At 71.9% G+C, this 22,829-nt stretch carries 23 protein-coding genes and 2 pseudogenes; 9 read left to right on the top strand and 16 right to left on the bottom strand.

The window, feature by feature from the left end; translation table 11 throughout:
- Window positions 1-2 precede the first annotated feature (2 nt).
- Together FVS66_RS22505 and FVS66_RS36190 are read right to left on the bottom strand one after the other, a co-directional pair.
- A complete protein-coding gene (locus tag FVS66_RS22505) occupies window positions 3-1,106 on the bottom strand; it encodes a tyrosine-type recombinase/integrase (protein ID WP_149182988.1) in 1,104 nt (367 codons plus the stop codon).
- A gap of 64 nt (window positions 1,107-1,170) precedes the next feature.
- Window positions 1,171-1,452 carry a site-specific integrase gene (locus FVS66_RS36190; RefSeq protein ID WP_262387141.1) on the bottom strand — a complete coding sequence of 94 codons (282 nt, stop codon included), beginning with the start codon at window positions 1,450-1,452 and terminating at the stop codon, window positions 1,171-1,173.
- Window positions 1,453-2,718: 1,266 nt separating this feature from the next.
- On the opposite strand from FVS66_RS36190, the gene FVS66_RS22495 reads away from it, so the two are divergent.
- From FVS66_RS22495 to FVS66_RS22485, 3 genes and pseudogenes are all read left to right on the top strand, one after another.
- Window positions 2,719-3,279, top strand: coding sequence for a hypothetical protein (locus tag FVS66_RS22495; protein ID WP_149182987.1), 561 nt, complete (start codon window positions 2,719-2,721; stop codon window positions 3,277-3,279).
- Window positions 3,280-3,321: 42 nt separating this feature from the next.
- Window positions 3,322-3,461: pseudogene (locus tag FVS66_RS22490) on the top strand (IS5/IS1182 family transposase); the annotation flags it as partial.
- An 18-nt stretch (window positions 3,462-3,479) separates the two neighbouring features.
- A complete protein-coding gene (locus FVS66_RS22485; RefSeq protein WP_149182986.1) occupies window positions 3,480-3,812 on the top strand; it encodes a hypothetical protein in 333 nt (110 codons plus the stop codon).
- On the opposite strand, the gene FVS66_RS22480 is transcribed toward FVS66_RS22485, so the two are convergent.
- Complete coding sequence (locus FVS66_RS22480) at window positions 3,802-4,380, bottom strand: TetR/AcrR family transcriptional regulator (protein WP_149182985.1); 579 nt, start codon at window positions 4,378-4,380, stop codon at window positions 3,802-3,804. The two genes, FVS66_RS22485 and FVS66_RS22480, sit on opposite strands and share 11 nt — an antisense overlap.
- 265 nt (window positions 4,381-4,645) lie before the next feature.
- Between FVS66_RS22480 and FVS66_RS22475 the strand changes: the two genes are divergently transcribed.
- Both FVS66_RS22475 and FVS66_RS22470 read left to right on the top strand, forming a co-directional pair.
- Window positions 4,646-5,410 (top strand): ABC transporter ATP-binding protein, encoded by a 765-nt coding sequence (locus tag FVS66_RS22475; protein WP_149182984.1) that lies wholly within the window; start codon window positions 4,646-4,648, stop codon window positions 5,408-5,410.
- A complete protein-coding gene (locus FVS66_RS22470) occupies window positions 5,407-7,833 on the top strand; it encodes an FtsX-like permease family protein (protein WP_149182983.1) in 2,427 nt (808 codons plus the stop codon). Before FVS66_RS22475 ends, FVS66_RS22470 begins: the two co-directional genes overlap by 4 nt.
- A 261-nt stretch (window positions 7,834-8,094) precedes the next feature.
- On the opposite strand, the pseudogene FVS66_RS22465 reads toward FVS66_RS22470, so the two are convergent.
- The 3 genes and pseudogenes from FVS66_RS22465 to FVS66_RS22455 all read right to left on the bottom strand — a co-directional run.
- Window positions 8,095-8,264 (bottom strand): annotated as a pseudogene (locus FVS66_RS22465) (mismatch-specific DNA-glycosylase); the annotation flags it as partial.
- A gap of 13 nt (window positions 8,265-8,277) precedes the next feature.
- Window positions 8,278-9,711, bottom strand: coding sequence for an adenylosuccinate lyase (gene purB, locus FVS66_RS22460; protein ID WP_149182982.1), 1,434 nt, complete (start codon window positions 9,709-9,711; stop codon window positions 8,278-8,280).
- 100 nt (window positions 9,712-9,811) lie between these two features.
- Complete coding sequence (locus FVS66_RS22455; protein WP_149182981.1) at window positions 9,812-10,591, bottom strand: SGNH/GDSL hydrolase family protein; 780 nt, start codon at window positions 10,589-10,591, stop codon at window positions 9,812-9,814.
- A 116-nt stretch (window positions 10,592-10,707) separates the two neighbouring features.
- On the opposite strand from FVS66_RS22455, the gene FVS66_RS22450 reads away from it, so the two are divergent.
- Window positions 10,708-11,643: a maleylpyruvate isomerase N-terminal domain-containing protein gene (locus FVS66_RS22450; RefSeq protein ID WP_149182980.1), complete on the top strand. Its 936-nt coding sequence runs from the start codon at window positions 10,708-10,710 to the stop codon at window positions 11,641-11,643.
- A 39-nt stretch (window positions 11,644-11,682) separates the two neighbouring features.
- Here FVS66_RS22450 and FVS66_RS22445 read toward each other — a convergent pair whose 3' ends face one another.
- The 3 genes from FVS66_RS22445 to FVS66_RS22435 all read right to left on the bottom strand — a co-directional run bounded on the left by FVS66_RS22445 (window position 11,683) and on the right by FVS66_RS22435 (window position 14,715).
- Complete coding sequence (locus FVS66_RS22445) at window positions 11,683-12,699, bottom strand: hemolysin family protein (RefSeq protein ID WP_149182979.1); 1,017 nt, start codon at window positions 12,697-12,699, stop codon at window positions 11,683-11,685.
- Entirely contained in the window at window positions 12,696-14,066 is a 1,371-nt protein-coding gene (locus FVS66_RS22440) for a hemolysin family protein (protein ID WP_149182978.1), read from the bottom strand. Before FVS66_RS22440 ends, FVS66_RS22445 begins: the two co-directional genes overlap by 4 nt.
- Before the next feature lie 220 nt (window positions 14,067-14,286).
- Window positions 14,287-14,715 carry a GNAT family N-acetyltransferase gene (locus FVS66_RS22435; protein WP_149182977.1) on the bottom strand — a complete coding sequence of 143 codons (429 nt, stop codon included), beginning with the start codon at window positions 14,713-14,715 and terminating at the stop codon, window positions 14,287-14,289.
- A gap of 100 nt (window positions 14,716-14,815) precedes the next feature.
- On the opposite strand from FVS66_RS22435, the gene FVS66_RS22430 reads away from it, so the two are divergent.
- The 3 genes from FVS66_RS22430 (at window position 14,816) to FVS66_RS22420 (ending at window position 15,818) form a co-directional block, all read left to right on the top strand.
- Complete coding sequence (locus FVS66_RS22430) at window positions 14,816-15,067, top strand: toxin-antitoxin system HicB family antitoxin (protein ID WP_149182976.1); 252 nt, start codon at window positions 14,816-14,818, stop codon at window positions 15,065-15,067.
- Between the two features lie 16 nt (window positions 15,068-15,083).
- On the top strand, window positions 15,084-15,455 hold the full coding sequence (locus FVS66_RS22425) for a fic family toxin-antitoxin system, toxin component (RefSeq protein ID WP_149182975.1): 372 nt from the start codon (window positions 15,084-15,086) through the stop codon (window positions 15,453-15,455).
- A gap of 150 nt (window positions 15,456-15,605) precedes the next feature.
- Window positions 15,606-15,818 carry a hypothetical protein gene (locus FVS66_RS22420; protein ID WP_149182974.1) on the top strand — a complete coding sequence of 71 codons (213 nt, stop codon included), beginning with the start codon at window positions 15,606-15,608 and terminating at the stop codon, window positions 15,816-15,818.
- Between the two features lie 30 nt (window positions 15,819-15,848).
- On the opposite strand, the gene FVS66_RS22415 is transcribed toward FVS66_RS22420, so the two are convergent.
- From FVS66_RS22415 to bioB, 7 genes are all read right to left on the bottom strand, one after another.
- Entirely contained in the window at window positions 15,849-17,213 is a 1,365-nt protein-coding gene (locus FVS66_RS22415) for an MFS transporter (protein ID WP_149182973.1), read from the bottom strand.
- Window positions 17,210-17,893, bottom strand: a complete 684-nt coding sequence (locus FVS66_RS22410) for a metalloregulator ArsR/SmtB family transcription factor (protein WP_149182972.1) — start codon at window positions 17,891-17,893, stop codon at window positions 17,210-17,212. Before FVS66_RS22410 ends, FVS66_RS22415 begins: the two co-directional genes overlap by 4 nt.
- A gap of 368 nt (window positions 17,894-18,261) precedes the next feature.
- Window positions 18,262-18,942: a class I SAM-dependent methyltransferase gene (locus tag FVS66_RS22400; protein ID WP_149182970.1), complete on the bottom strand. Its 681-nt coding sequence runs from the start codon at window positions 18,940-18,942 to the stop codon at window positions 18,262-18,264.
- 80 nt (window positions 18,943-19,022) lie between these two features.
- The gene (locus FVS66_RS22395; protein ID WP_149182969.1) at window positions 19,023-19,367 is read right to left on the bottom strand and encodes a VOC family protein; all 345 of its coding nucleotides are present in this window, start codon (window positions 19,365-19,367) and stop codon (window positions 19,023-19,025) included.
- A gap of 117 nt (window positions 19,368-19,484) precedes the next feature.
- Complete coding sequence (bioD, locus tag FVS66_RS22390) at window positions 19,485-20,204, bottom strand: dethiobiotin synthase (RefSeq protein WP_149182968.1); 720 nt, start codon at window positions 20,202-20,204, stop codon at window positions 19,485-19,487.
- Between the two features lies 1 nt (window position 20,205).
- Window positions 20,206-21,501: an adenosylmethionine--8-amino-7-oxononanoate transaminase gene (locus tag FVS66_RS22385; RefSeq protein WP_149182967.1), complete on the bottom strand. Its 1,296-nt coding sequence runs from the start codon at window positions 21,499-21,501 to the stop codon at window positions 20,206-20,208.
- Entirely contained in the window at window positions 21,494-22,711 is a 1,218-nt protein-coding gene (gene bioB, locus FVS66_RS22380) for a biotin synthase BioB (protein ID WP_149182966.1), read from the bottom strand. The genes FVS66_RS22385 and bioB overlap by 8 nt, the downstream gene beginning before the upstream one ends.
- Window positions 22,712-22,829 lie beyond the last annotated feature (118 nt).

The raw sequence follows: 22,829 nt of genomic DNA, 5'->3' as shown, positions 1-22,829 counted from the left end.
CGTCAGACTCCGGCGAACGCCGGGGCCAGTGCCTTGTGCAGGGCAGTGTTCATGAAGTCGTCGCTGACGTGCGTGTAGATCGCCGTGGAGCTGTCGCACTCGTGGCCGACCTGCTGCTGGATGAACCGCCGGTCCACCCCGTCCTCGGTCATGTGGGTGACGTACGAATGTCTGATTGAGTGCGGAACTAGGTCTTTTGGGAGTTTCAGGGCGTCGCGGTATGCCTCGAACCGGTCGTTGATGGAACCGGGCTGGAGGCGTCCACCGCGCTCGGTGATCCACAGAGCCGGATGGTCGGGGAACCCAAACCGCGGCCGGACGTTCTCGACGTAGTCCGTAACTGCCTCAACCGCCCAGTCCATCACCGACAACACGTTCCGGCGCCTGGGCTGCTGGCCCCTCTTCGCCTTGCCGTAGCGGACGTTGAGGGTGCCGTACCGCCCGAACTGCGGGGCCTGCGGGTTCCGTCCGAAGTCGACGACATCGAGTTTGGACGTCTCGGTCCGCCGCAGCCCCCAGCCGTAGATGACCTTGAACAGGGTGGCGTCGCGGTAGGCGGCCAGCGCGCCCTTGCGCTTCGCACGCACCGCACGCTCGACCTGGTCGTCGGAGTAGTCCAAGAACCGCTGCAGCTCTTCCCGAGTGAACGGCCTCGCCTCTGGGTTGCCTTCGTAGTCCTGCAGGTGCGGGATGGTGTTCCACTCGTGGCAGATCGCCACGGGGAAGGCGCCGAAGGCTTCCTCACAGGCGGGCACCCAGCCGTACCGGCTGTCGATGACGAACTCGCTGAACAGCCGGACGATGCCCTGATAGCCGCGGATCGTGGACGGCGCCAAGTGCTTCTCGCCAGTCAGACACACCGACCACTCGTCCATGTGGGCTGGCGTCCACTGCCACGGATAGCCGTTCGCGAACTCGTGGAACCGGCGGATCAGCCGTTCCCGGTCCTCGACCGTCTCGTCCTGAAGCCCACGTGCCTTCTGCTGGGCCCGCCAGCCCCGCAGCATCGCGTCGAACATCGCGTCCTCGGGACGCAGCTGGACCACACCGGAGACGAGCTCCAGATGAGCCGACCCGGCCAGGGCGACCTTGCGCTGATGCACCATCCAGACCATCCCTTCTGGAGGGCAGATCATGCATCAAATGGGATCGCCTCCGCAACATGCCAGGTCAGACCCCCAGCGCGTAGCGGCTTTGGAAAGCGGCACACCCGCCCTGTGAGCTGCCGACCTGCAACTTCTCGCCCGTCTGATGCAACTCCCGAGGGTTGACGTATCGCATGGTCGTGGCGATCCAGGAATGTCCGAGGACTTCCTGGATCGCGATCAGGTCGAGTCCGCCGAGGTAGAGCTCGGACGCGCAGAAGTGCCGCAGGACGTGGGGAGTGAGTTTGTCGCCCCCAGCCCGGCAGATGTGCCGTGGCCGCGGTCTTGAGGCCGCCGCGCAGGGCATCGTCGCCGACCCGGCCCGAGGAGCCGTCGGAGCATTTGCGTTCGGAGGGGAACAGCGGGGCTCCGGGGCGGGTGTGGTCGTCGTCGAACTGGCCCCAGACGTCCTCGATGGACCATCGGAGCGTGCGGTCGGCGCCGTTGATCAGGGGGACCATCCGCTCGCGCGGACCCGAGCCGCGGGCGCCCTTGCCGTGGCGGACATGGAGCTTGCCGAAGCGGCCCAGATCCCACTTGATGTCCGCCAGATCGAGCTTGCACGCCTCGCCGACCCGCAGCCCGACCTGGGATATCAACTTAGAGGCGGTGTAGTTCCGGGCGGTCGGGGCGAACTTCCGGCAGGTCGCCAGCTCACCGCCCCATCCGGCGAACAGCGTCTTGACCTCCGGCCCGGACGGCGGAATCCGCAGTGCCGCGTCCTTCGCGCCGCGCGGCCGGTTCATCTCGTCGATCGGGCACTCGATCACCCGACCGGTCATCCGGTGGATCTCGACCTTGTGCCGCAACTCCAGGAACAGGAAGTACGTCGTCAGCGCCTGAGAGCGCCCCAGCCGGGTGCCACTTGGCGAAGCCCGCAGCACCTTCCCGAAGTACGCGTCGGCGTCAGGCGGCTCCATCTCCCACAGCGGCCGGCTGAACCAGGACCGCATCTGCTCCAGGTGCCCGACGTCCCCGCGGATCGTGCCGTCCGCCAGCCCTGCCGAAGCCCGCGCCAGCACGAACCCCGCCAGCACGTCGGTCTCGAACTGCTCCAGTTCATCCGCCGTGGCTGGCGGCCGGACATCGCGCAGGTCCCGTACGACAGCCAGCGCAGCCAACCCGAGCCCCCTCACCTTCACCCCGATCGTGAACCGATCGGACACAGTGAGAACCTTCAGGATTCCCGAAGTTACGTCAGCCTGCGAACTGACGCAGGAGAGAGGACGAACCGCCTGGCCACGGGGTTAGGACCTGAGGGAAGCTCAGAGCAACCCACGGGATGTCGCACAGGTGACCGGAAGAAATCCACAGCGGGAGGTCCACCCAGGTGGCACCAGCAAGCTCGCCCGTGCCGCTGGCCGCCCAACGCTCCTGCCAGGTGTCCCCGGGCAGGCTGAGGGCTGTCCCGGAATCCGGTGCCGGGCTGGTACGCCACTATCCCCAGGGTGGGAGGTGTCGGCTACTGGCCTTGGCGCTTGCGTTCGACGCCCGCCCCGGGAAGAGTTCCGCCCTGCGGACGCCGCTAGGGCGATGTCGTGGGAGCAGGGGTAGGGGCAGAGAGATGTGCGTGATGGACGCGGCGGTCAAAGAGGCTGCCGTCGCTCGGTTCCTCCGCGAACATCCGCAGATGGAGCGAGCTGCGTGCGACCACCCCGCGCTGCTGGGCTGCGCCGATGTCGACTGGTCACAGATTCCCGGGTGCCCTGCGGGGGTCCCGGTCCTGCTCCGCGGCCTCCTGGATGAGGTAGCCGGCCCCAAGGCCCTGCCCGTGCTGGGCAATGTGTTGATGAACAGCATCTTCCACGTGAGCGCCGTGATGCCGCCTGCCCTGCCCTTCCTGATCCGCCTGGCAGCTGTCCCTGACCTCGTGGTGCGGCCCGGCCTGGTCGACCTCCTGGTCGTCGCCGCGGAGCTGTCATCGCCCGTCGACTCCGACGAGGAACGCCAGGTGCTGCTATTCGGAAAGGACTGCGATCACCCGGAACGCGAGTGGTGCAGGGCCGCCTTCGCCGCACACGCTTCTGCCCTGCGCGCGTTGCTGGAGGACGAGAATCTTCCGGACGGGCTGATCGGCGCAGACGACCGCAAGTGCCTGCTCAAGGCTGTGGAGCCGCAGCGATACCGCTCCTGACTGCCCGTAGGCCAGCACTGCGGCCCGTGAAAAGATCTTGCGGTGCCTGGTGTGATTACGGCGTCGGAGCTTCCTGGATAGCCCCGTTCACCGGATTGAGCCCGCGGCAGTTCGGCAAGCTGATCAGCGCGCTGCGTCGTGAGGGAGTGGATGCGGTCCGCAGAGGACGACCGTGGAGCCTCTCCAGGTAGCTGTGGGCGGTGTGGCGCAACTCCTCCTCGGTGTCCCCGTGCTCGCTGGCGGCGACCGAGCTGATGCCGGAGTCGGTGTCGTACGCGTACGGGATCAAGAGCAGGAATTCCAGGAGCTTCGCCTCGTCGATGGCCTCCCTCGTGCCGACCGGCGCGAGGGCCTTGAGCATCCCGGTGCGTAGGGCGGCTGCGCAGGTTCTTCGGCTCCTTCTGCGGCTCCCGCTCGGCGAACTTCTGCCGGGAAGCGGGCGCCCAGCGAACCTGCTGTCCCACCGGGCGGTGCGGCCGTCCGGGACGACAGCGGGCCTGGAGCTCACTTCGACGCTCGCCGTCATAGGTTGAGGGCGGCCCTCACACCGGGCACGGCCACCGCGTGGAACCTCTCGTCGAGCTCTGTCGGCCGGCACCGCAGGCCGTCATCAATCCACCAGGTCAGCAGCGACGCGAACCCGCCGGCGACGAACGGCACGACCGTGGCGAGCGGAACCCGGGTCGGATGCTGCGCCGGCAGCCGCCGGGACAGCTCCTCGCGGGCGAGGTCGGCGACCATCTCGTCGAACCACCGCCGCAACAGCGGGCCACCTCGCCGCCCCACCAGGAGCGGGCTGAGGTGGCGGTTGTCGTAGGCGTGCTCCAGCAGGGGCAGGCTGAAGGCGAAGAACCGGCCGGTGCCGGCGGGCCGGGCGGTACCCGCCTCGTGCAGCTCGTCCTGCAGGTTCTCGACGCCGTGGCGGAGCAGGTCCTCCTTGTCGGTGAAGTGGGCGTAGAACGTGGTGCGGCCGACATCGGCCCGCTCGATGATGTCCCGCACCGTGACGGACTCGTACCCCTTCTCCATCATGAGCTGCTGCAGCGCGAGGTGCAGCGCCTTCCTGGTCTTGCGTACCCGCCTGTCCGGACCCGTTGCCATGCGCGTTTCCCGTCTCTGGCCGAACACTTCGCTGTCGGCTGTTTCGTTTCGAACAGCTCGGCCCGCTTTGACGGTTGCCCTGCCCTGGCAACTCGCGATTACGTAGGAGCCGAACACATTGTTCGGTTTCAAACCTATCGTTCGGAAACGATGCGGGGCCAGGCTTCGGCTCGCCTCACATGGAAATGCCGTTCGCAGCCGGCCGGTTCGGGGCTCGGGCACAGTTTCTCGGCCCTCGCCGCCGCTTCTTCTGGAGGTACCACCAATGCGCGACACAACGTTGCCCGCGTCCGGCACCAGGGGTGCCGATCCCGGCACCCAGGCAATCCGGGTGCGCGGCATCGTCAAGGAATACAACCTCTCCTCGGGTGCCTTCACCGCACTCGCGGGCGTCGACATGGACATCGAGGCCGGCGAGTTCGTCGCCATTGTCGGGCGGTCGGGCAGCGGGAAGACCACGCTGCTCAACCTCCTCGCCGGCATCGATCGGTCGACCTCCGGGGAGATCAGCGTCGTCGGCACTGCCGTCCACGCGCTGCGCGGGGCCGAGCTCGCGGCCTGGCGCGGGCGGACGGTAGGCCTGGTCTTCCAGTTCTTCCAGTTGCTGCCGACTCTCACGGTCGCCGAGAACGTGATGATCCCCATGGACTTCTGCCGCACGTTCCCCGCCGGGGAGCGGCGCGGGCGCGCACTCGCCCTGCTGGAGCGCATGGGCATCGCCGAGCAGGCCGACAAACTGCCCTCTGCTCTCTCCGGCGGCCAGCAGCAGCGGGCCGCCATCGCCCGGGCGCTCGCCAACGACCCGCCGATCCTGCTGGCCGACGAACCGACCGGCAATCTCGACTCGCAAACCGGCGACACGATGCTGCAGTTGTTCGCCGACCTCGCCGCCGAGGGCCGGACCATCGTGATGGTCACCCACGAACGCGACGTCAGCCGGTACATCAGCCGCGAGATCACGCTGGCCGACGGCCGGGTCGCGGACGCCGGTGCGAGTGCCGGCACGAGTGCCGCCGGGGTGACGGCATGACCCGGCTGCGCTGGCGCAAGGTCGCGCGGGACCTGTGGACCGCCCGTACCCGCACCGCCATGATGATCCTCGCCATCGCGGTCAGCCTCACCGCGGTCGGCGCCGTCCTGGGCGCCCGCACCATCGTGTTGCGGGAGATCGAACGCAGCTACCTGTCCACCCACCCGGCGTCGGCGACCCTGCATCTGTCGGGCAAACCCGACGCGGCGGCCGTCGCCGGCGTCCTGGACCAGCCCGACATCGCCGACGCGGCCGTGCGCGGCTCGGTGAAGGCCCGGGTCCGCGTCGACGGCCGCTGGGAGAAGTTCATGCTCTGGGTCGTCGCGCCCGACGACCCGATGCGCATCAGCAGCTTCACCGTCGAACAGGGGGACTGGCCCACGCCGGCCGCCGAGATGCTGCTGGAACGCAGCTCCCTGAGCCACTTCGGCGTGGCCACCGGACGCAGCCTGGAGGTGCAGACCCCCAACGGCAAGCCCCAGCGCGTCACCGTGACCGGGGCGGTGCACGACCCGAGCCTGGCTCCCTCGGAGCAGGAGACCGTCGGTTATGGATACCTCACCCCGGCGGCGCTGCAGCGCCTGGGGGAGAGCGTCGCGCTCGACGAGCTGAAGCTCGTGGTCGGCCCGGACGCCGCTCACCCGACGCGCAGCGCCGAGGAGATCGAACAGGCCGCCGGGCGGGCCGGTGCCGTACTCGCCGAACGCGGCCTGCGCGTCACCGGAATCGAGGTGCCGCCGCCCTACCGCCATCCGCACCAGTCGCAGATGGAGTCCGTCACCTTTCTGCTGCTCGTCTTCGCCGGGCTTTCGGTCGCGCTCAGCGCCATCCTGGTGGCGACGATGCTCGGAGGGCTCCTCGCCCAGCAGATACGCCAGATCGGGATGATGAAGGCGGTCGGTGCGCGTACCCGCCAGATCCTGCAGCTGTATCTGCTCATGGCCCTGCTCATCGCAGCAGCCGCCACCGCCCTGTCGTTCGTGCCGAGCCTGCTGACCGGGCGCTACCTCGCCGGGGTCATTGCGGAACTCCTCAACATCGACCTGGTCAGCGTCGCGGTCCCCGCCTGGGTCTTCACCGTCCAGCTACTCGCAGGCCTCGGCGTCCCGCTGCTCGTCGCACTCGTGCCGCTGGTACGGGGCAGCCGCGTCACCGTGCGGCAGGCCATCGACGACCACGGCACCGGGACGGGGGCGGGCTCCGTACGGGGCACCCGGTTCAAGGCATGGCTGGGGTCGCTGCGCGGCGTCGACCGGTCGCTGGTGATGGCATCGCGCAACACAATGCGGCGCAAGGGGCGGCTCGCGCTCAATCTCGCCCTGCTCGCCGTCGGCGGCGGTCTGTTCATCACCGGCCTGAATACGGCCGGCGCTTGGACCGCACTGGTCGACGACGGGCAGGCCAACCGCCACTACGACCTGGAGGTCAAGCTCAACGAGCCGGTATCCGCCGCCACGCTCGACGGACTGCTGCGCCCACTGCCCGGCGTCGCCGATGTGGAGGCGGTCGCCTCGTGGAAGACCGCGGTGACCGGCACGGACGGCGTCGACGTCAGCCACACCTACCCCGACGGCGGGCATGGCAGCTTCAGCATCACGGCCGCCGCTCCGGACAGCCCCATGCTCACCCTGCCCGTCATCGAAGGACGGTGGCTGCGGCCGGATGACACCGACGCGGTCGTGCTCAACCAGCTCGTCCCGGCATACCAGGACATCGAGGTCGGTGACGAGGTCGCACTCACCGTCGCCGACCGGCCCTCCACCTGGCGCGTGGTGGGGCTGGTCTCCGACTTCGGCACCCATGGCACGGCGTACGTCACGCCGGACGGCATGGAACGGGCCGTCCCGGTGCCCGGACAGGCCTCGCTGATCCGGGTCGCCACCGAGGGTCACGACGACGACGCCCGCCGGGCCGCGCTGACCCAGATCGAACGCACGCTCGCGACGGAAGGGGTGAATGTCGCCTCGACCATGCCTGTCGACCAGCTGGAGACAGCGCTGGACGGGCATGTGGCCGTGCTCATCGCCATCCTGCTCGCCCTGGCCGCCGCCATGGGCGTGGTGGGTTTGCTCGGCCTCGGCTCCAGCATGAGCACCAGCGTTGTCGAGCGGACCCGGGAGTTCGCCGTGCTCAGCGCCGTCGGGGCCACGCCGGGCGCGGTACGCCGGATCGTCGTCAGTGAGGCTGTGCTGGTCGCGGCGATGAGCGTGGTCATCGCCGTCGTCGTCGCGCTACCACTGACGCGGGTGCTCGGCGACTTCGTCGGCGAACAGGCCTTCCATCTGCCCCTGCCCTTCAATCTGTCAGGCCCGGCCGTATCGCTGTGGCTGACCCTCGTCCTGGTCGGGGCAGCCGCGGCCACCATGGCTGCGGCGTGGCGCGCCGGCCGGCTGACCGTCCGTGAAGCCCTGTCCGTAGTCTGAAAGGACCGCTGTGAAGAAGATCCTTCTCATCGTGCTCGCCCTGGCCGCCGTCATGTTCACCATCCACGTGAGCATCAACGGGCTCCCCGTACTCGACTCGCTCAACCCGCACGGGTAGGCACCATAGGCCCGTAGCGGCAGTGCCGGGCCCGGCACTGCCCGGCCGGAGGGCGCCGGGCCGGGCTCGGGTGCTGCGACAGAACCATCTCGTCCAATGCTCGGGTGCGGCGGGCGTACTCCATACGCGAGCCTGCCAGTACCGAGCGGCCAGAACCGGTTGCCGGGCGGGCGAAGTGGTGGCCCGTCACACCCGACATGAGGCTCGGATCGATCCCGCAGAGCAGTACGGACAGGCCGCCCGCCACCACGTCGGAGATGACGCGGTCGCGAGCGGCCTGGAGCTCCTCGGCGGTGAACCGGCGTGAAGCCACCCGTGAAGTTACGTCAGAGAATGGCGCCCGGCGCGTACGCGGCGGCCGCCGGATGCTGCTTGGCGATCTCCTCGATGCGGGCGACCACCGTGCCGACCTGGTCGGCGGCCGCGCCCGTGAAGGAGAGCTTGTCCGCCATCAGCGCGTCCAGCTGCGTCCTGTCCAGCGGGATGCGCTCGTCCGCGGCGAGCTTGTCCAGCAGTTCGTTGCGTTCGACGCCCTGCTCACGCATGGCCAGCGCGGCCACGACGGCGTTCTCCTTGATGGCCTCGTGCGCCTCCTCGCGGCCCACCCCGGCACGCACCGACGCCATCAGCACCTTCGTGGTGGCCAGGAACGGCAGGTAGCGGTCCAGCTCGCGGGCGACGACCGCCGGGAAGGCGCCGAACTCGTCCAGGACCGTCAGGAACGTCTCCAGCAGACCGTCGAACGCGAAGAACGCGTCCGGCAGCGCGACCCGGCGGACCACCGAGCAGGACACGTCGCCCTCGTTCCACTGGTCGCCGGCCAGCTCGCCGGCCATCGACGCGTAGCCGCGCAGGATCACCATCAGGCCGTTGACGCGCTCGCAGGAGCGGGTGTTCATCTTGTGCGGCATCGCGGAGGAGCCGACCTGGCCCGGCTTGAAGCCTTCCGTGACCAGCTCGTGGCCCGCCATCAGCCGGACCGTCTTCGCCAGTGACGACGGCGCGGCCGCCAGCTGCACCAGCGCCGTCACGACCTCGTAGTCGAGGGAGCGCGGGTACACCTGGCCCACGGACGTGAAGGCGTGCGCGAACCCCAGGTGCGCGGCGATCCGCTGCTCCAGCTCGGCGAGCTTCGACGCGTCGCCGCCCAGCAGGTCAAGCATGTCCTGCGCGGTGCCGACCGGGCCCTTGATGCCGCGCAGCGGGTAGCGGCCCAGCAGTTCCTCCAGCCGCGCGTACGCCACGAGCAGCTCGTCGGCCGCCGTCGCGAAGCGCTTGCCGAGCGTCGTGGCCTGCGCGGCCACATTGTGCGACCGGCCCGCCATGACCAGCTCGCCGTACTCGGCGGACAGCTTCCCGAGCCGCGCCAGCACGGCGACCGTGCGGTCCCGCATCAGCTCCAGGGACAGCCGGATCTGCAGCTGCTCGACGTTCTCCGTCAGGTCCCGGGACGTCATGCCCTTGTGGACCTGCTCGTGCCCGGCGAGGGCGTTGAACTCCTCGATCCGGGCCTTCACGTCGTGCCGCGTGACCTTCTCGCGCTCGGCGATCGACACCAGATCGACCTGGTCGAGGACGCGCTCGTAGTCGTCGAGGGCGGTGTCCGGCACCTCGATCCCGAGGTCCTTCTGGGCACGCAGCACGGCGAGCCAGAGCCGCCGCTCCAGCTTCACCTTCTCCTCCGGCGACCAGAGGGTGGCGAGCTCGACGGAGGCGTAGCGGCCGGCGAGGACATTGGGGATGCGAGGCTTGGCTGTCACGTCAAGGGATTCTACTGGCGATTCCTGCAGGCCAGCGCCCCGCCCCACCTTGTGCCTTACTACGAGACCCACGCCACTGCGCGGGTGCCCCGGCCGGCGCCTACGGCAGCGGCGCCTCGTACGGCAGCAGCTCCGGCCGCTTCGCGGGGCGCCCGTCACCGGACGAGCGCCCGGTCAGACGGCGCCCGATCCACGGTCCCAGGTACTGCCGCGCGAACCGCAGGTCGCTCACCCGCCGCTCGACCCACGGGGCCCGCACCTCCGGGGGCAGCGGTGCCCTCCAGTCCTCCTCCGCCGCGTGCCCGAGCGTCTGCCAGACCGCCTCGGCGACCCGCCGGTGCCCCTCGGCCGTCAGATGAAGCCGGTCCACGTCCCACATGCGCCGGTCGCCGAGCACAGGCGCCCCGTACAGGTCGACCACCATCGCGCCGTGCCGCGCGGCCAGTTCGTCGACGTACAGGAACAGCTCCTCCATGCGCGGCCGGAACCGATCAAGGACGGGCCCGCGGCGGCCGGGGCTGCGCATCAGCACGAGCTGCTTGCAGGACGGCGCCAGACGCTCCACCGCCTCCTCCAGCCGCCCACGCACAAAGCCCATGTCGCACGCGGGCCGCAGGGTGTCGTTGAGCCCGCCGACCAGCGTGATCACATCGGCACCCATCTCGGCCGCGGGGCCCACCTGTTCGTCGACGATCTGCCCGATGAGCTTGCCGCGCACCGCCAGGTTCGCGTAGCGGAACCCCGGCGTCCGGGCGGCGAGCCGGGCTGCCAGCAGATCGGCCCAGCCCCGGTAGGAACCGCCCGGCAGCAGGTCCGACATGCCTTCGGTGAAACTGTCGCCCACCGCGACGAGACTCGTGTACGTGGCATTGATCTCCATGGCGGAGCGATCGTATCGCGGAGCGGGCGGTGTGAGGCCGCTTGCATAAGGTCGCCCGGGGCCGGGGGGAACGCGGATACAGCCGGGGGAGCGAGAGGGCAGAGACGGGGAGCACCATGACCGAGGCACTGGAGCGGGCGCCGGCCTACGCGCCGGCCCTTCTGCTGACCACCGTCGACACCTGCGACGACGACGTCCTCGACCCGGACGCCGCCGTCGAGCGGACCGAGCACACGGCGTACCGCCTCGGCCGCCTCGCGCCCGCCGACCGGCGCCGCCTGGCCGGGCTGTTCCACGACACCGCCCTGCGGGAACCGGACGGCGACCGGCGCGACGCCCTGGACCGGCTGCCGGGCGGCCTCGGCCTGGACGACGACCCGCACGCGGGCAACTGCGACGCCGTGGAGGAGCACGTCGCCCGGTTCGTGAAGACCGTACGGGACGCCGACCCGGCGACCCCGGTGTCCACCTGCCCGGGCTGGACGCTCGCCGACCTCGTGCGGCACCACGGCACCACCCACCGCTGGACGGACCTCCTCGTCCGCACCCGCGCCACCGCCCGCGTCCGGCCCCGCGACGTCCCGCTCGACCTGCCCGGCGACCCGGCCGAGTACCCCGACTGGCTGGCCGGGAGCGCCGAGGTCACGCTGCGCACCCTGCGCGCCGCCGACCCCGACGCCGGGATGTGGTCCCACGGCGCCGACCTGCACGTCCGGTTCTTCCCCCGGCGGCTCCTCTTCGAGGCGGTCGTCCACCTCGCCTGGACGCTCAGGCTCGGCGGAGGCGGCTTCACCTGGCACACGGACGGCGAGCGCGGTCCCCGCCCGACCGGCATCGCCACCGCCGCCACGACGGCCACAGCCACGGTCGCCACCACCGCGACAGCCCCGGCCACGGTCACCGCGACAGCCCCAGCCACGGTCACGGTCGACGCCACGTCCGGCGAGCCGCTGCTCCTGCTCTACGGGCGGTACGGCGCCGGGGACCGCCGGTACGCCGTCACCGGCGACCGCACGCTCCTCGACGCATGGCCGGCCGCGACCCGCCTGTGAGCCGCGCGCAGCCGGGACGCGTGCCCGCCCGCCGGGGCGTCAGACGGACGGCCCACCCACCAGTTCCCGCAGCACGTCCTCCATCGTGACCAGTCCGGCCAGCCGGCCGTCGTCGTCCAGGACGGCCGCCAGGTGCGTACGGCTGCGGCGCATCGCCGTGAGCACGTCGTCCAGCGGGGTCACGGCCCGCACCCGCGCGATCGGGCGCATCGCCGACACCGGGAACGGCTGGTCGCGCGGCGTGACGTCCAGCGCGTCCTTCACATGCAGATAGCCCAGGATGTGGCGGGCGGGGTCGACCACCGGGAAGCGCGAGAACCCGGACTGCGCGGCGAGCCGCTCCACCTCCTCCGGCGTGGCGCCGACCTGCGCGTACACGACCCGCTCCAGCGGCATGACGACATCCCGGACCGGGCGGCGGCCCAGCTCCAGCGCGTCGTGCAGCCGCTCGGCCGCACGGTCGTCCAGCAGCCCGGCGTCCCCGGCGTCGGTCACCATCCGCGCCAGTTCGTCGTCCGAGAACGTCGCCGTGACCTCGTTCCTCACCTCCACCCGCAGCAGCTTCAGCAGCCCGTTGGCGAACGCGTTGATCGTGAAGATCACCGGGCGGAGAGCCCGCGCCACGGCCACCAGCGGCGGCCCCAGGATCAGCGCCGTACGGACCGGCTCGGCCAGCGCGATGTTCTTCGGCACCATCTCGCCCAGCAGCATGTGCAGATACGTGGCCGCCGCCAGGGCGATCACGAACGACACCGGGTGGACGAGCCCGTGCGGAACGCCGAGCGCGCCGAACAGCGGCTCCAGCATGTGCGCGATGGCCGGTTCGGCGACGATGCCGAGCACCAGCGTGGCCAGCGTGATGCCGAGCTGGGCGGCCGCCAGCAGGGCCGAGACGTGCTCAAGGCCCCAGAGGACACTGCGCGCCCGTCGGTCGCCCGCCTCCGCGTGCGGCTCGATCTGGCTGCGCCGGACGGAGATCAGGGCGAACTCCGCGCCGACGAAGAAGGCGTTGAGGACCAGCGTCAGAAAGCCGATCAGCAACTGGACGGCGATCATCGGTCCACCCCCTCACCGGAGTCGCCGGAGTCGCCGACGCCCGTATCGCCGCCGTGGGCCGCGGTCGGCGGGGCGTGCAGGATGACCCGAGCCGCCCGGCGCCCCGAGGCGTCGACGACCTGCAGCAGCCAGCCGGACTCCTCGACGGTGTCGCCGACCTCGGGGATACGGCCCAGCGCCGTGGCGACGAGCCCGGCGAGCGTCTCGTACGGGCCTTCCGGCACCCGCAGCCCGATCCGCCCCAGCTGGTCGGTGCGGGCGGCGCCGTCGGCGGACCACAGGGCCCGTCCGTCGGCGTCGTCGCCCGCGCGCGCCAGGTCGGGCGTCTCATGCGGGTCGTGCTCGTCGCGTACCTCTCCGACGACCTCCTCGACGATGTCCTCCATCGTCACGACACCGGCCGTGCCGCCGTACTCGTCGATCACGACGGCCATGGTCGCCTTGCCGTACATCCGGTCGAGCAGTCGGTCCACGGTCAGCGACTCCGGGACGAGCACCGGCTCCCGCAGCAGGTCGACGACCGGGGTGCGGTACCGCTGCTCGGCGGGGACGGTCAGGACGTCCTTGATGTGGGCGGTGCCGATGACCGTGTCCAGGCTGCCCCGGTAGACGGGGAAGCGGGACAGGCCGGTCGCGCGGGTCGCGTTGGCGACGTCCTCCGCGGTGGCCTGTGCCTCCAGCGCGGTGACCTGGACGCGGGGCGTCATCACGTTCTCGGCGGTCAGCTCGGCCAGGTTGAGGGTGCGGACGAACAGCTCGGCCGTGTCCGCCTCCAGGGCGCCCGCCTTGGCGGAGTGGCGGGCCAGCGCGACCAGTTCCTGCGGGCTCCGCGCGGAGGCCAGTTCCTCGGCGGGCTCCATGCCGAGGCGGCGCACCATGTGGTTGGCGGTGTTGTTGAGGTGGCTGATCAGCGGCTTGAAGGAGGCACTGAAGATCCGCTGGGGGGTGCCCACGACCTTGGCGACCGCGAGTGGCGACGAGATCGCCCAGTTCTTCGGCACGAGCTCGCCGACGACCATCAGGACCACGGTCGACAGGGCCGTGCCGATCACCAGCGCCAGCGACGAGGCGACGGACGCCGACGCGCCGAGCCCCCGGAGCGGGCCGCTGATGAGCCGGGCCACGGACGGCTCGGCGAGCATGCCGACGACCAGGTTGGTGACCGTGATGCCGAGCTGGGCGCCGGAGAGCTGGAAGGTGAGGGAGCGTACGGCCTTCAGCGCGCCGGCCGCGCCGCGCTCGCCCCGCTCGACGGCCTGTTCCAGCGTGCCGCGCTCGACCGTGGTGAGGGAGAACTCGGCCGCGACGAACGCGCCGCACGCCAGGGCGAGCAGCAGTGCCACAAGGAGCAGCAGCACTTCCGTCATCGGTTCACCTCCGTCCCATGATCGGGCAGGGGCGGGATGATCGCGCGATATCGGGTTCTGCTACTGGGAGGCTCGCCCATGGGCGGACGCTCACACCTTTCAAGTTCGATCGTGAATCGTTCACCCATAGTAAAGGTCCCGCAAAAGAGGCAGTGCGCCGATCGGTCCGCGACCGCTCCGCCACCGGCCGGCGGGCGACCGGCACCCGATCGGGCCGTGATCAGTCGGTGAGCGGCTTGACCCAGCGGCTCCACTGCGGCTCCGGGGCGTACCCCGCCGCCCGCCAGGCGTGGTGGGCGAGCTCGTTGCGGTCGAGCACCATCGCGTCGCCGCGCCGCCCGCCCAGCCGTACGAACCGCTCCTCGGCCGCCGCGAGCAGCGCCGTGCCGACGCCCGTGCGCCGCCGGTCCGGGTGGACCGCGAGCCGGTAGAGGTGGCACCGCCACCCGTCGAACCCCGCGACCACGGTGCCGACCAGCTCACCGCCACCGTCCTCCGCCAGGATCAGCGCCTCGGGGTCGCGGGCCACCAGCCGTTCGACGCCGTCGCGGTCGTCGCTGATGCTCGTGCCCTCGGCGGCGGCCTTCCAGAAGGCCAGGACGGTGTCGAGGTCGGCGGGGGAAGCGGCACGTATACGCAGATCGGTCATGGCGGTATCCCACCACCGCCCCGGCGCGGCCGCCGATCGGAAATGTCTTTCCGCGCCTCACCCCTTGCTGATGCTAGCGGGATGGCGCTAGCGTGGTCGTGTGGCGAAGACTCAGCTGAACGTACGGGTGGAAGAGGCGACCGCCGAGGCCGCCCGGCGCAGGGCGCAGCAGCGGGGGGTCAGTGTGAACCGGTACATCGAGGAGCTCGTCCAGCGCGACGTGGGCGAGGCGGGCCGCACCTTCGTGGACGCGGCGGCCGACTTCATGAAGCAGTACGAGTCGGTCTTCGCCGAGGAGTTCCGCGGCGATCCGGCGCTGGGCCCCCGGCCCCGTACGGAGGGCGGTCGGTGAGGGCGCTCCGGCTCGTATGAACCTCTCCATAGACCTCGCCTGGCTGCTCATGGTCGCCGAACAGAAGGCGCCCGGCGATCCTCAGGTCGCCGACTGGGGCGCGCTCGTCGCCGCCGTGAGCCGGCACGACGCGGAGATCTTCGGCATCCCCGTCTACGACGACCCGCACACCCGGGCAGCGGCCCTGCTCCAACTGCTGCTGCACGTCCCGGCACTGGAGCACTCCAACGCACTGTTCGCCTCGGCCGTCGCCTACGGCTACCTCACCGCGTCCGGGCTGCGCGTGACCACCTCGCCGGAGCGGGTCAGGGATCTGGCGCGGCTGGTCAAGGGCGGCGACGCGGACGTACGCGACATCGCCGACGAGCTGGAGCGGTGGACCCTGTGAGCGCCCCGGGAATCGGCGGTCCGGCATGATGGCGTCATGAACACCGCGTACAGCGACTGGCCTTCCGTCGTGGCCTACGAGAACGTGCCGGGCGCCCCGGTCCCGATGGCGGCGCTGCGCGCTTGACTGCGGGACCGCGGCATCGACTGGATGCCCTTCGCCGCCGGCGAGATCTACTGCGGGCTCGCCTGTGGCCCCGGGCCCGACGGGCACTGGCGTGGCTGGATCGACGTCCGCGTCCCGCCCGACGGGCTGCGCCGCCTGGGGCTCCACCCCGACCAGCCCACCTCGCGCCCCGGGCACCCCTCGCCACCCGGCTGGTGGCACGCCGACGCCGAGCGCCGAGCGCGACGCCAACGATGACTACGCGTCACGCTCGACCTCCGGCGGCGTTCACCTCGCCCGGACCGTTGCGGCGACGGCCGCCGTCACAGCCAGTGCGAGCGCGCCGCCCGTGACGGCGAGCAGCGGGTAGCCGCTGGTGGCGACGACGAACCCGGACGCCATCCCGCCGACGGCGCCCGAGATCGCGATGGCGACGTCCACCATGCCCTGCGTACGGGCCCGGGTGGCCAGGGCCACGCTGTCGGTGATCAGTGCGGTGCCGCTGACCAGGCCCAGGTTCCAGCCGAGGCCCAGCAGCACGAGCGCGAGGGTCAGGAGCGGCAGGGACGCGGGCGGGGCCGTGGCCGCCAGGACGCCCGCGCCGAGCAGGACGACCCCGGACGCGCCCGCCGTCCACAGCCGGCCGACCCGGTCGACGAGCAGCCCCGTCAGCGGCGACGGCAGGAACATCGCACCCACGTGCAGAGAGATCACCAGACCCGCCGCCGCGGTGGTGTGGCCGTGCTCCGCCATGTGGATCGGCGTCATGGTCATGATCGCCACCATGACCAGCTGGGTGAGGGCCATGATCGCTGTACCGAGCAGCACACCGCCCGGCGGCGGCGCCGGGGCGTCCGCCGCGGACGGCTGTGCGGGGACGGGCTGTGCGGCGGCGGGCTGTGCGGCGGCGGGCTGTGCGGCGGCGCGCCGTTCGGCCTCCTCGGTGGCGCCCACGGGCGTCGCCGCCCCGGTCTGCTGCCCTGTCAGTGCGAGGCTTCGGGCCAGCAGCAGGGGGTCCGGGCGCAGCCACACCACCAGGATCAGCGCGGCCACGGCGTACGCCGCGCCGGCCAGCAGGAACGGCCCGGCCAGTCGCGGGATGCCCAGGGAGGCGGCCAGATGCCCGGTGGGCGCCGCCAGGTTCGGGCCGACGACCCCGCCGAAGGTGGTGGCGACCAGCACGGTGCTCACCGCCCTGCCGCGGTGCCGGCCGTCGGCCAGGTCGGCCCCGGCGTACCGCGCCTGGAGGTTGGTGGCGGTGCCGGCCCCGTACACGAACAGGGAGACGAACAGCAGTGGTGCGTTGCCGGTGACGGCGGCGACGATGACACCGACGCTGCCCAGCGCGCCCGTCGCGTACCCCGCGGCGAGCCCCGGGCGGCGGCCGTGGCGCTGCGACACCCGGCCGACGCCCACCGCGGCGAGCGCGGACCCGGCCGTGAAGAGTGCGCTGGGCAGCCCGGACAGGCCGGTCGAGTCGAGCATGTCCCGGGCCAGCAGCGCGCCGACCGTGATCCCGGCCGCCAGTCCTGCGCCGCTGAGGAGCTGCGAGACGACCAGGACGGTCAGGACGTGCCGCTGCGCCGGATGCGGCTCGGCCGGCGTGGCCTCCTTCGGCCGTGCCGCCGGTGCGGGGGTGCGCGATGTGCTCACGCGGCGGCCCCGACGGCCACCTCGAGCTCGGCGAGACGCCACTCCAGCATCCCGTCGACCAGCCGGACCGCCTTGCGGCCCCGCTCGTTGAGCAGACGCACCGCGTCGTGCGCGAGGGCGCAGAACTCGCCGCGGCAGTAGGCGACGACCTCGATGCCGTCGGGCAGTTCGCCGACGCGCCGGGGCAGCTCCTCCACGGGTATGGACACCGCCCCGGGGATGTGCCCGGCCGCGTACTCCTCCGGCGGGCGGACATCCAGGACCACGACCTCCCCGGCCTCGATCCGCGCCAGCAGCTGGTCGCGCGTCACGGCCGGATCGTCCGCAGGGCCCAGATACGCGGCCCGTGCGGGCTCCACGGCCGCCTGGTGCGTACCGGCGACCTCGCGCAGCAACGCGAACAGCCGCGCCACGTCGTCCCCCGCCAGCCGGTAGTGGATACGGACACCGTCGCGGCGGGTGGCCACCAGGCCGGCCTGCTTGAGCGTCTGCAGATGCGCCGACGCGGTCGTCACGTTCAGCCGCGCCGCCCGCGCCAGCGCCTCGACGCTCCGCTCGCCCTGCGCCAGCAGATCGAGCAGTTCGAGCCGCTTGCCGTTGGCCAGCGCCTTGCCCGTGGCGGCGAACGCGTCGTACAGCCGCGCCTTGGACTCGCCGCCGGGTCCGGTACCCGTTGTCATCTTATCCTCCATAAATCCATGGAAGATTGTAGTCAGGGTCGGGGTGAGTACGCGAGGGGCCCGAGTCTGAGTACGTCACCGAGTACGTCACCGGATGTCCCGTGCGGCGCCCCGCCGCTGGAATACCCCCATGACCCGCGCACCGTCCCGCCACCGCCTCGCACCGCGGCGGCTCGCCCCGCTCGGCACGGCCCTCGCCGGAGCCCTGCTCCCGCTGGCACTCGGCGTCCTGTTCGCCAAGGCCATGGCCGTCGACCCGCTGACCCCGGTCAACGCCCTCATCACCAACGGCGGCCGCCCCCGCGTCTCGCCGGCGCAGCTGCGCGGAGGCGTACGGGGAGGCGTACGCGTACCCGGCGGCGGCAGGCTCAGGCGGTGTCGGACCCGGGGCGCCGCGCCACGCCCAGCACACACGGCGACGACGGAAGCAGAGGACCCCGTTCCGGCAGCCTCAGCCGCCGGTACGTGACGATCTCGAACCCCGCCGCCTCGATCGCGGACAGCGGGTCCCGGGAGGTGTGGCACCCGCCGAACAGGCGAGGCCACACAGTGAGGTCCAGGCCCCGCTGCGTCGCCGCCAGCACTCTGCCGGGTGCCCGGCCGTGCTCGAAGAACCGCAGTTCGCCGCCCGGTTTGAGCACCCGCCGCAGCTCCGCGAGCGACCGCGGCACGTCCCGTACGCTGCACAGCACCAGCGACGTGACCGCCCCGTCGAACGCCTCGCTCTTCACCGGCAGGGCCTCCGCCGCCCCCGGCACCACGTCCACGGGCACCCCGGCCCGCATCCCGGCCTCGACGGCGAGCCGCCGCAGCAGCCGCTCCGGCTCGATCGCCACGACCTCCGACACGGCCGGCGGATAGTACGGAAAGTTCAGCCCGTTGCCCGCACCCACCTCGACGACCCGCCCGGCGAGCCCGTCCAGCATCTCCCGCCGGAGGGCGGCGACCCCACCCTTGGCGTCGGCGAGCACACTCACGCGCGCGTAGAAGCGGGCGAACACCGGATGGTGGACAGGATCCCGGGTGGCCTTCGTGCTGCGCTCCGTCATCGCGGACCTCCTCCGGCAGCTCCGACAGAAAAAGGGGCGGATACGGGGATTGTGCCCCGCCGGGGGCCGTCGAGAGCCTGTCAGTCGCCCAGGAAGCAGAACTCGTTGCCCTCGGGATCCCGCAGCACCTGAAAACACCCCTGGTCGTCCCGAACGACCCCGCCGACCCGTACGGCCCCCGTCCCCACCGCCTCGTCGGCCGCGGCCTCCACGTCCCCCGCGTCAAGGTCGAGATGTACCCGGTTCTTCACCGCCTTGCCCTCGGGCACCCGCTGAAACGCCACCCGGACGAACCCGGGCGGCTCCACATACGACCACTCCGGGTCCCGGTCCACCGGGTCCCCACCCAGCAGCCCGGCCCAGAACCGCACCAGCGCGGCGGGGTCGGCGCAGTCGAACACGATCTCGCTCACAGTCGCTCGCATGATCGCCAGCGTATGTGCCCGGGGCGCACCGGGCGGCGGCGCATCCGCCGCATGCGCAGCGCCCGCGCATCGACAGGACGGCGTCGCGTCCGCGCCGGGGCCGGCTCCGCGTACCGCTCAGGCGCCCGCGGCCGTCGCGAAGGCCGTGGCGCTCCAGGTGCCGCCCAGTTCCGGCGCCAGCCATGAGCCCGCGGCCGCGCGGAAGGAGGCCGGCGGCAGGGCGCCGGCGCCGCGCGGCACCGCGCCCAGCAAGGGCGCGCCCGCAGCGTCCGGAAGGTCCACCAGGTTGCAGCGCTCGGCCAGCCCGGGTGCCTCGGGCCAGCTGCCCACCACCACACCCAGCTGGGCAAGGCCACGCGCCCGCAGGGCCTCGCCGGTGAGGGCGGCCAGGTTCAGCGTGCCCAGCCCCGCCGGGGCGACGACCAGGACAGGGGCGCCCAGCAGCCGCGCCACGTCCGCCAGGGTCCCGCCGTCCTCGTCGTACCTCACCAGCAGCCCCCCGGCGCCCTCGACCAGCACCAGGTCGTGCTCGGCGGCCAGCTTCTCCGCCGCCTCAGCCACCGCGTCCGGCCGTACGGGCGCCATCCGGGCCCGCCGGGCCGCCGTGGCCGGGGCCAGCGGCTCGGGGAACCGCGCCAGCTCCCGGCCCGTCGCCCCCGGCCCCGCGAGCCGTACGACCTCGTCCGCGTCACCGGGCTCGCCCGGGCCGACGCCCGTCTGCGCGGGTTTCAGGACGGCCACCGACCGCCCCCGCGCGCAGGCCACCGCCGCGACGGCCGCCGTGACGACGGTCTTGCCGATCTCCGTCCCGGTGCCGCTCACCACCACGACCGGCATGTCAGCCCTCCCTCGCGGCCGCGCACACCGCCCGGCAGATCCGGGCCAGGTCGTCGTCGCCGGTGACGTACGGAGGCATCACGTACACCAGGTCCCGGAACGGCCGCAGCCACACGCCCTCCCGTACCGCCGCGGCCGTCGCCGCCGCCATGTCGATCGGGTGGTCGAGTTGGACCACTCCGATCGCACCGAGGACCCGTACGTCCCGGACACCCGGCACGTCCAGTGCCGCCGACAGGCCCTCCCGCAGCCCGGCCTCGATGCGCTTGACCTCGCCCGCCCAGTCCTGGGACAGCAGAAGGTCGATGGAGGCGCAGGCCACCGCCGAGGCCAGCGGGTTGCCCATGAACGTGGGGCCGTGGGCCAGCACCGGCACCTCGCCCCGCGAGATCCCGTCCGCGACCCGCGGTGTGCAGAGCGTCGCCGCCATCGACAGATAGCCGCCGGTCAGCGCCTTGCCGAGGCACATGACGTCCGGTGCCACCCCGGCGTGCTCCGCGGCGAACAGCGTGCCCGTCCGGCCGAAGCCCGTCGCGATCTCGTCGAACACCAGCAGCACGTCGTGCGCGTCGCACGCCTCCCGCAGCACCCGCAGATACGCGGGCGAGTGGAACCGCATCCCGCCCGCGCCCTGCACCACCGGCTCGACGACCACCGCGGCCAGCTCGTCCGCGTGCCGGGCGATCAGCGCGCGCAGCTCCTCCGCGTACTCCTCCTCGTACGTGGCAGGGGGCGGCCCGGCGAAGATCTGGCGCGGCAGCATGCCCGACCACAGCTCGTGCATCCCGCCCTCGGGGTCGCACACCGACATCGGCTGCCAGGTGTCCCCGTGGTAGCCGCCCCGCCAGGTCAGCAGCCGCCGCTTGGCCGGGCGGCCGGTGGAGCGCCAGTACTGGAGGCACATCTTCACGGCGACCTCGACGGACACCGAGCCCGAGTCGCAGAGGAAGACATGCCGCAGCGGTTCGGGGGTGATCTCCACCAGGCGGGTGGCGAGCCGGACGGCCGGCTCGTGGGTGAGCCCGCCGAACATGACGTGGCTCATCCGGTCGAGCTGGGCGCGTACCGCCTCGTTGAGCACCGGGTGGTTGTAGCCGTGCACCGCGGACCACCAGGACGACATGCCGTCGACCAGCTCGGTCCGCCCGTGCGCCGGTTCGGCGAGCCGCAGCCGTACCCCGGACGCGGACTCCACGGCCAGCGGGTCGACGCGTCCGGGCATCGGGCCGTACGGGTGCCACACGTGCTCCCGGTCCAGCGCGAGCAGTTCGCCGGGGCCGTACAGGGGGTCAGGCATTGGGCGCGAGGTCCGTGCCGGCGCCCCGGCGGCGCACCGCCACCAGGTCGGCGCGGGCGGACGACGGCGTGGCCTCCTCGTCCGCCGGCGCCGAGTCCACCGAGTCCGTCACACCCGCCGCGTCCGTCACACCCGCCGAGGAGCCGCACACGTCGCCGGAGCCGCAGCCGCCGCCCGTACCGCACCCGGCGGCCGCCTCCGCGTCCACGCGGTGCTCGGGCAGCGTCGTCGTCCCGGCGCCCTCCACCTCGAAGCCCGCGTCCGTGATCATCTCCAGGTCCGCCTTGCCGGCCTGGCCCTCGCTGGTCAGGTAGTCGCCGAGGAAGATGGAGTTGGCCAGGTGCAGGGCGAGCGGCTGGAGGGTCCGCAGATGCACCTCGCGGCCGCCCGCGAGCCGGACCTCGACATCCGGGCAGACGAACCGGACCATCGCCAGAATCCGCAGCGCGCGCTGCGGCGTGAGGTTCCACTCCTTGGCGAGCGGGGTGCCCTCGAACGGGATGAGGAAGTTGACCGGCACTGAGTCCGGGTCCAGCTCGCGCAGCGCGAACACGACGTCGACGAGGTCGTCGTCGGTCTCGCCCATGCCCGCGATCAGCCCGGAGCACGCCGACAGGCCCGCGGCGTGCGCCTTCTGTACCGTGTCGACCCGGTCCGCGTAGGTGTGGGTGGTCGTGATGTCCCCGTACGTCCCCTCGGACGTGTTGAGGTTGTGGTTGTAGGCGTCGGCGCCCGCGGTCCGCAGCCGCTCCGCCTGGCCGTCGGAGAGAAGCCCGAGGCAGGCGCACACCTCGACGCCGTCGTTCCCCTCCTTGATCGCCTCGATCGTCTTCGAGACCCGGTCGACGTCCCGGTCCGTCGGGCCGCGCCCGCTGGCGACCAGGCAGACCCGCTTTGCGCCGCCCGCGATACCCGCGGCGGCCGCCTTCGACGCCTCGTCCGGCTTCAGCCAGGTGTACTTGAGGATGTCCGCCTTCGAACCGAGCCGCTGCGAGCAGTACGAACAGTCCTCCGGGCACAGTCCGGACTTGAGGTTGACCAGATAGTTGAGCTTCACCCGCCGCCCGAACCACTGGCGCCGTACCTTCCCGGCCGCGGCCACCACATCCAGCAGCTCGTCGTCGGAGGTCGCCAGGACGGCGAGCGCCTCTTCTCGGGTCGGCAGCTCACGCCGCAGCCCCTTGTCCACCAGCGTGTTCAACAAGTCCATGGCGCTGATCCTGGCCTACGGCATACCCCGGGGCCAAGGAGGAACTCCACAACGAGGCCCGTCTGGGGTGTGTGGATGACCACACTCTGACCACGCACCATCTTCGTTAGGGTCTGTG

Source organism: Streptomyces sp. TRM49041 (genome assembly GCF_008271805.1).
Lineage (GTDB): Bacteria > Actinomycetota > Actinomycetes > Streptomycetales > Streptomycetaceae > Streptomyces.
The sequence above is the reverse complement of the archived record's forward strand: the minus strand, read 5'-3'. Positions and strand labels throughout refer to the sequence as shown.

Coding starts and splice junctions, on each gene's coding strand:
- FVS66_RS22435 (WP_149182977.1), bottom strand. CDS start 14,715: ATGACCGATCTGCGTATACGTGCCGCTTCCCCCGCCGACCTCGACACC.
- FVS66_RS22400 (WP_149182970.1), bottom strand. CDS start 18,942: ATGACGGAGCGCAGCACGAAGGCCACCCGGGATCCTGTCCACCATCCG.
- FVS66_RS22455 (WP_149182981.1), bottom strand. CDS start 10,591: ATGGAGATCAATGCCACGTACACGAGTCTCGTCGCGGTGGGCGACAGT.
- FVS66_RS22480 (WP_149182985.1), bottom strand. CDS start 4,380: ATGGCAACGGGTCCGGACAGGCGGGTACGCAAGACCAGGAAGGCGCTG.
- FVS66_RS22445 (WP_149182979.1), bottom strand. CDS start 12,699: ATGATCGCCGTCCAGTTGCTGATCGGCTTTCTGACGCTGGTCCTCAAC.
- FVS66_RS22425 (WP_149182975.1), top strand. CDS start 15,084: ATGAACCTCTCCATAGACCTCGCCTGGCTGCTCATGGTCGCCGAACAG.
- FVS66_RS22475 (WP_149182984.1), top strand. CDS start 4,646: ATGCGCGACACAACGTTGCCCGCGTCCGGCACCAGGGGTGCCGATCCC.
- FVS66_RS22420 (WP_149182974.1), top strand. CDS start 15,606: ATGCCCTTCGCCGCCGGCGAGATCTACTGCGGGCTCGCCTGTGGCCCC.
- FVS66_RS22385 (WP_149182967.1), bottom strand. CDS start 21,501: ATGCCTGACCCCCTGTACGGCCCCGGCGAACTGCTCGCGCTGGACCGG.
- FVS66_RS22450 (WP_149182980.1), top strand. CDS start 10,708: ATGACCGAGGCACTGGAGCGGGCGCCGGCCTACGCGCCGGCCCTTCTG.
- bioB (WP_149182966.1), bottom strand. CDS start 22,711: ATGGACTTGTTGAACACGCTGGTGGACAAGGGGCTGCGGCGTGAGCTG.
- FVS66_RS22495 (WP_149182987.1), top strand. CDS start 2,719: ATGGACGCGGCGGTCAAAGAGGCTGCCGTCGCTCGGTTCCTCCGCGAA.
- FVS66_RS22470 (WP_149182983.1), top strand. CDS start 5,407: ATGACCCGGCTGCGCTGGCGCAAGGTCGCGCGGGACCTGTGGACCGCC.
- FVS66_RS22505 (WP_149182988.1), bottom strand. CDS start 1,106: ATGGTGCATCAGCGCAAGGTCGCCCTGGCCGGGTCGGCTCATCTGGAG.
- FVS66_RS36190 (WP_262387141.1), bottom strand. CDS start 1,452: ATGCCCTGCGCGGCGGCCTCAAGACCGCGGCCACGGCACATCTGCCGG.
- FVS66_RS22395 (WP_149182969.1), bottom strand. CDS start 19,367: ATGCGAGCGACTGTGAGCGAGATCGTGTTCGACTGCGCCGACCCCGCC.
- bioD (WP_149182968.1), bottom strand. CDS start 20,204: ATGCCGGTCGTGGTGGTGAGCGGCACCGGGACGGAGATCGGCAAGACC.
- FVS66_RS22410 (WP_149182972.1), bottom strand. CDS start 17,893: ATGACAACGGGTACCGGACCCGGCGGCGAGTCCAAGGCGCGGCTGTAC.
- FVS66_RS22440 (WP_149182978.1), bottom strand. CDS start 14,066: ATGACGGAAGTGCTGCTGCTCCTTGTGGCACTGCTGCTCGCCCTGGCG.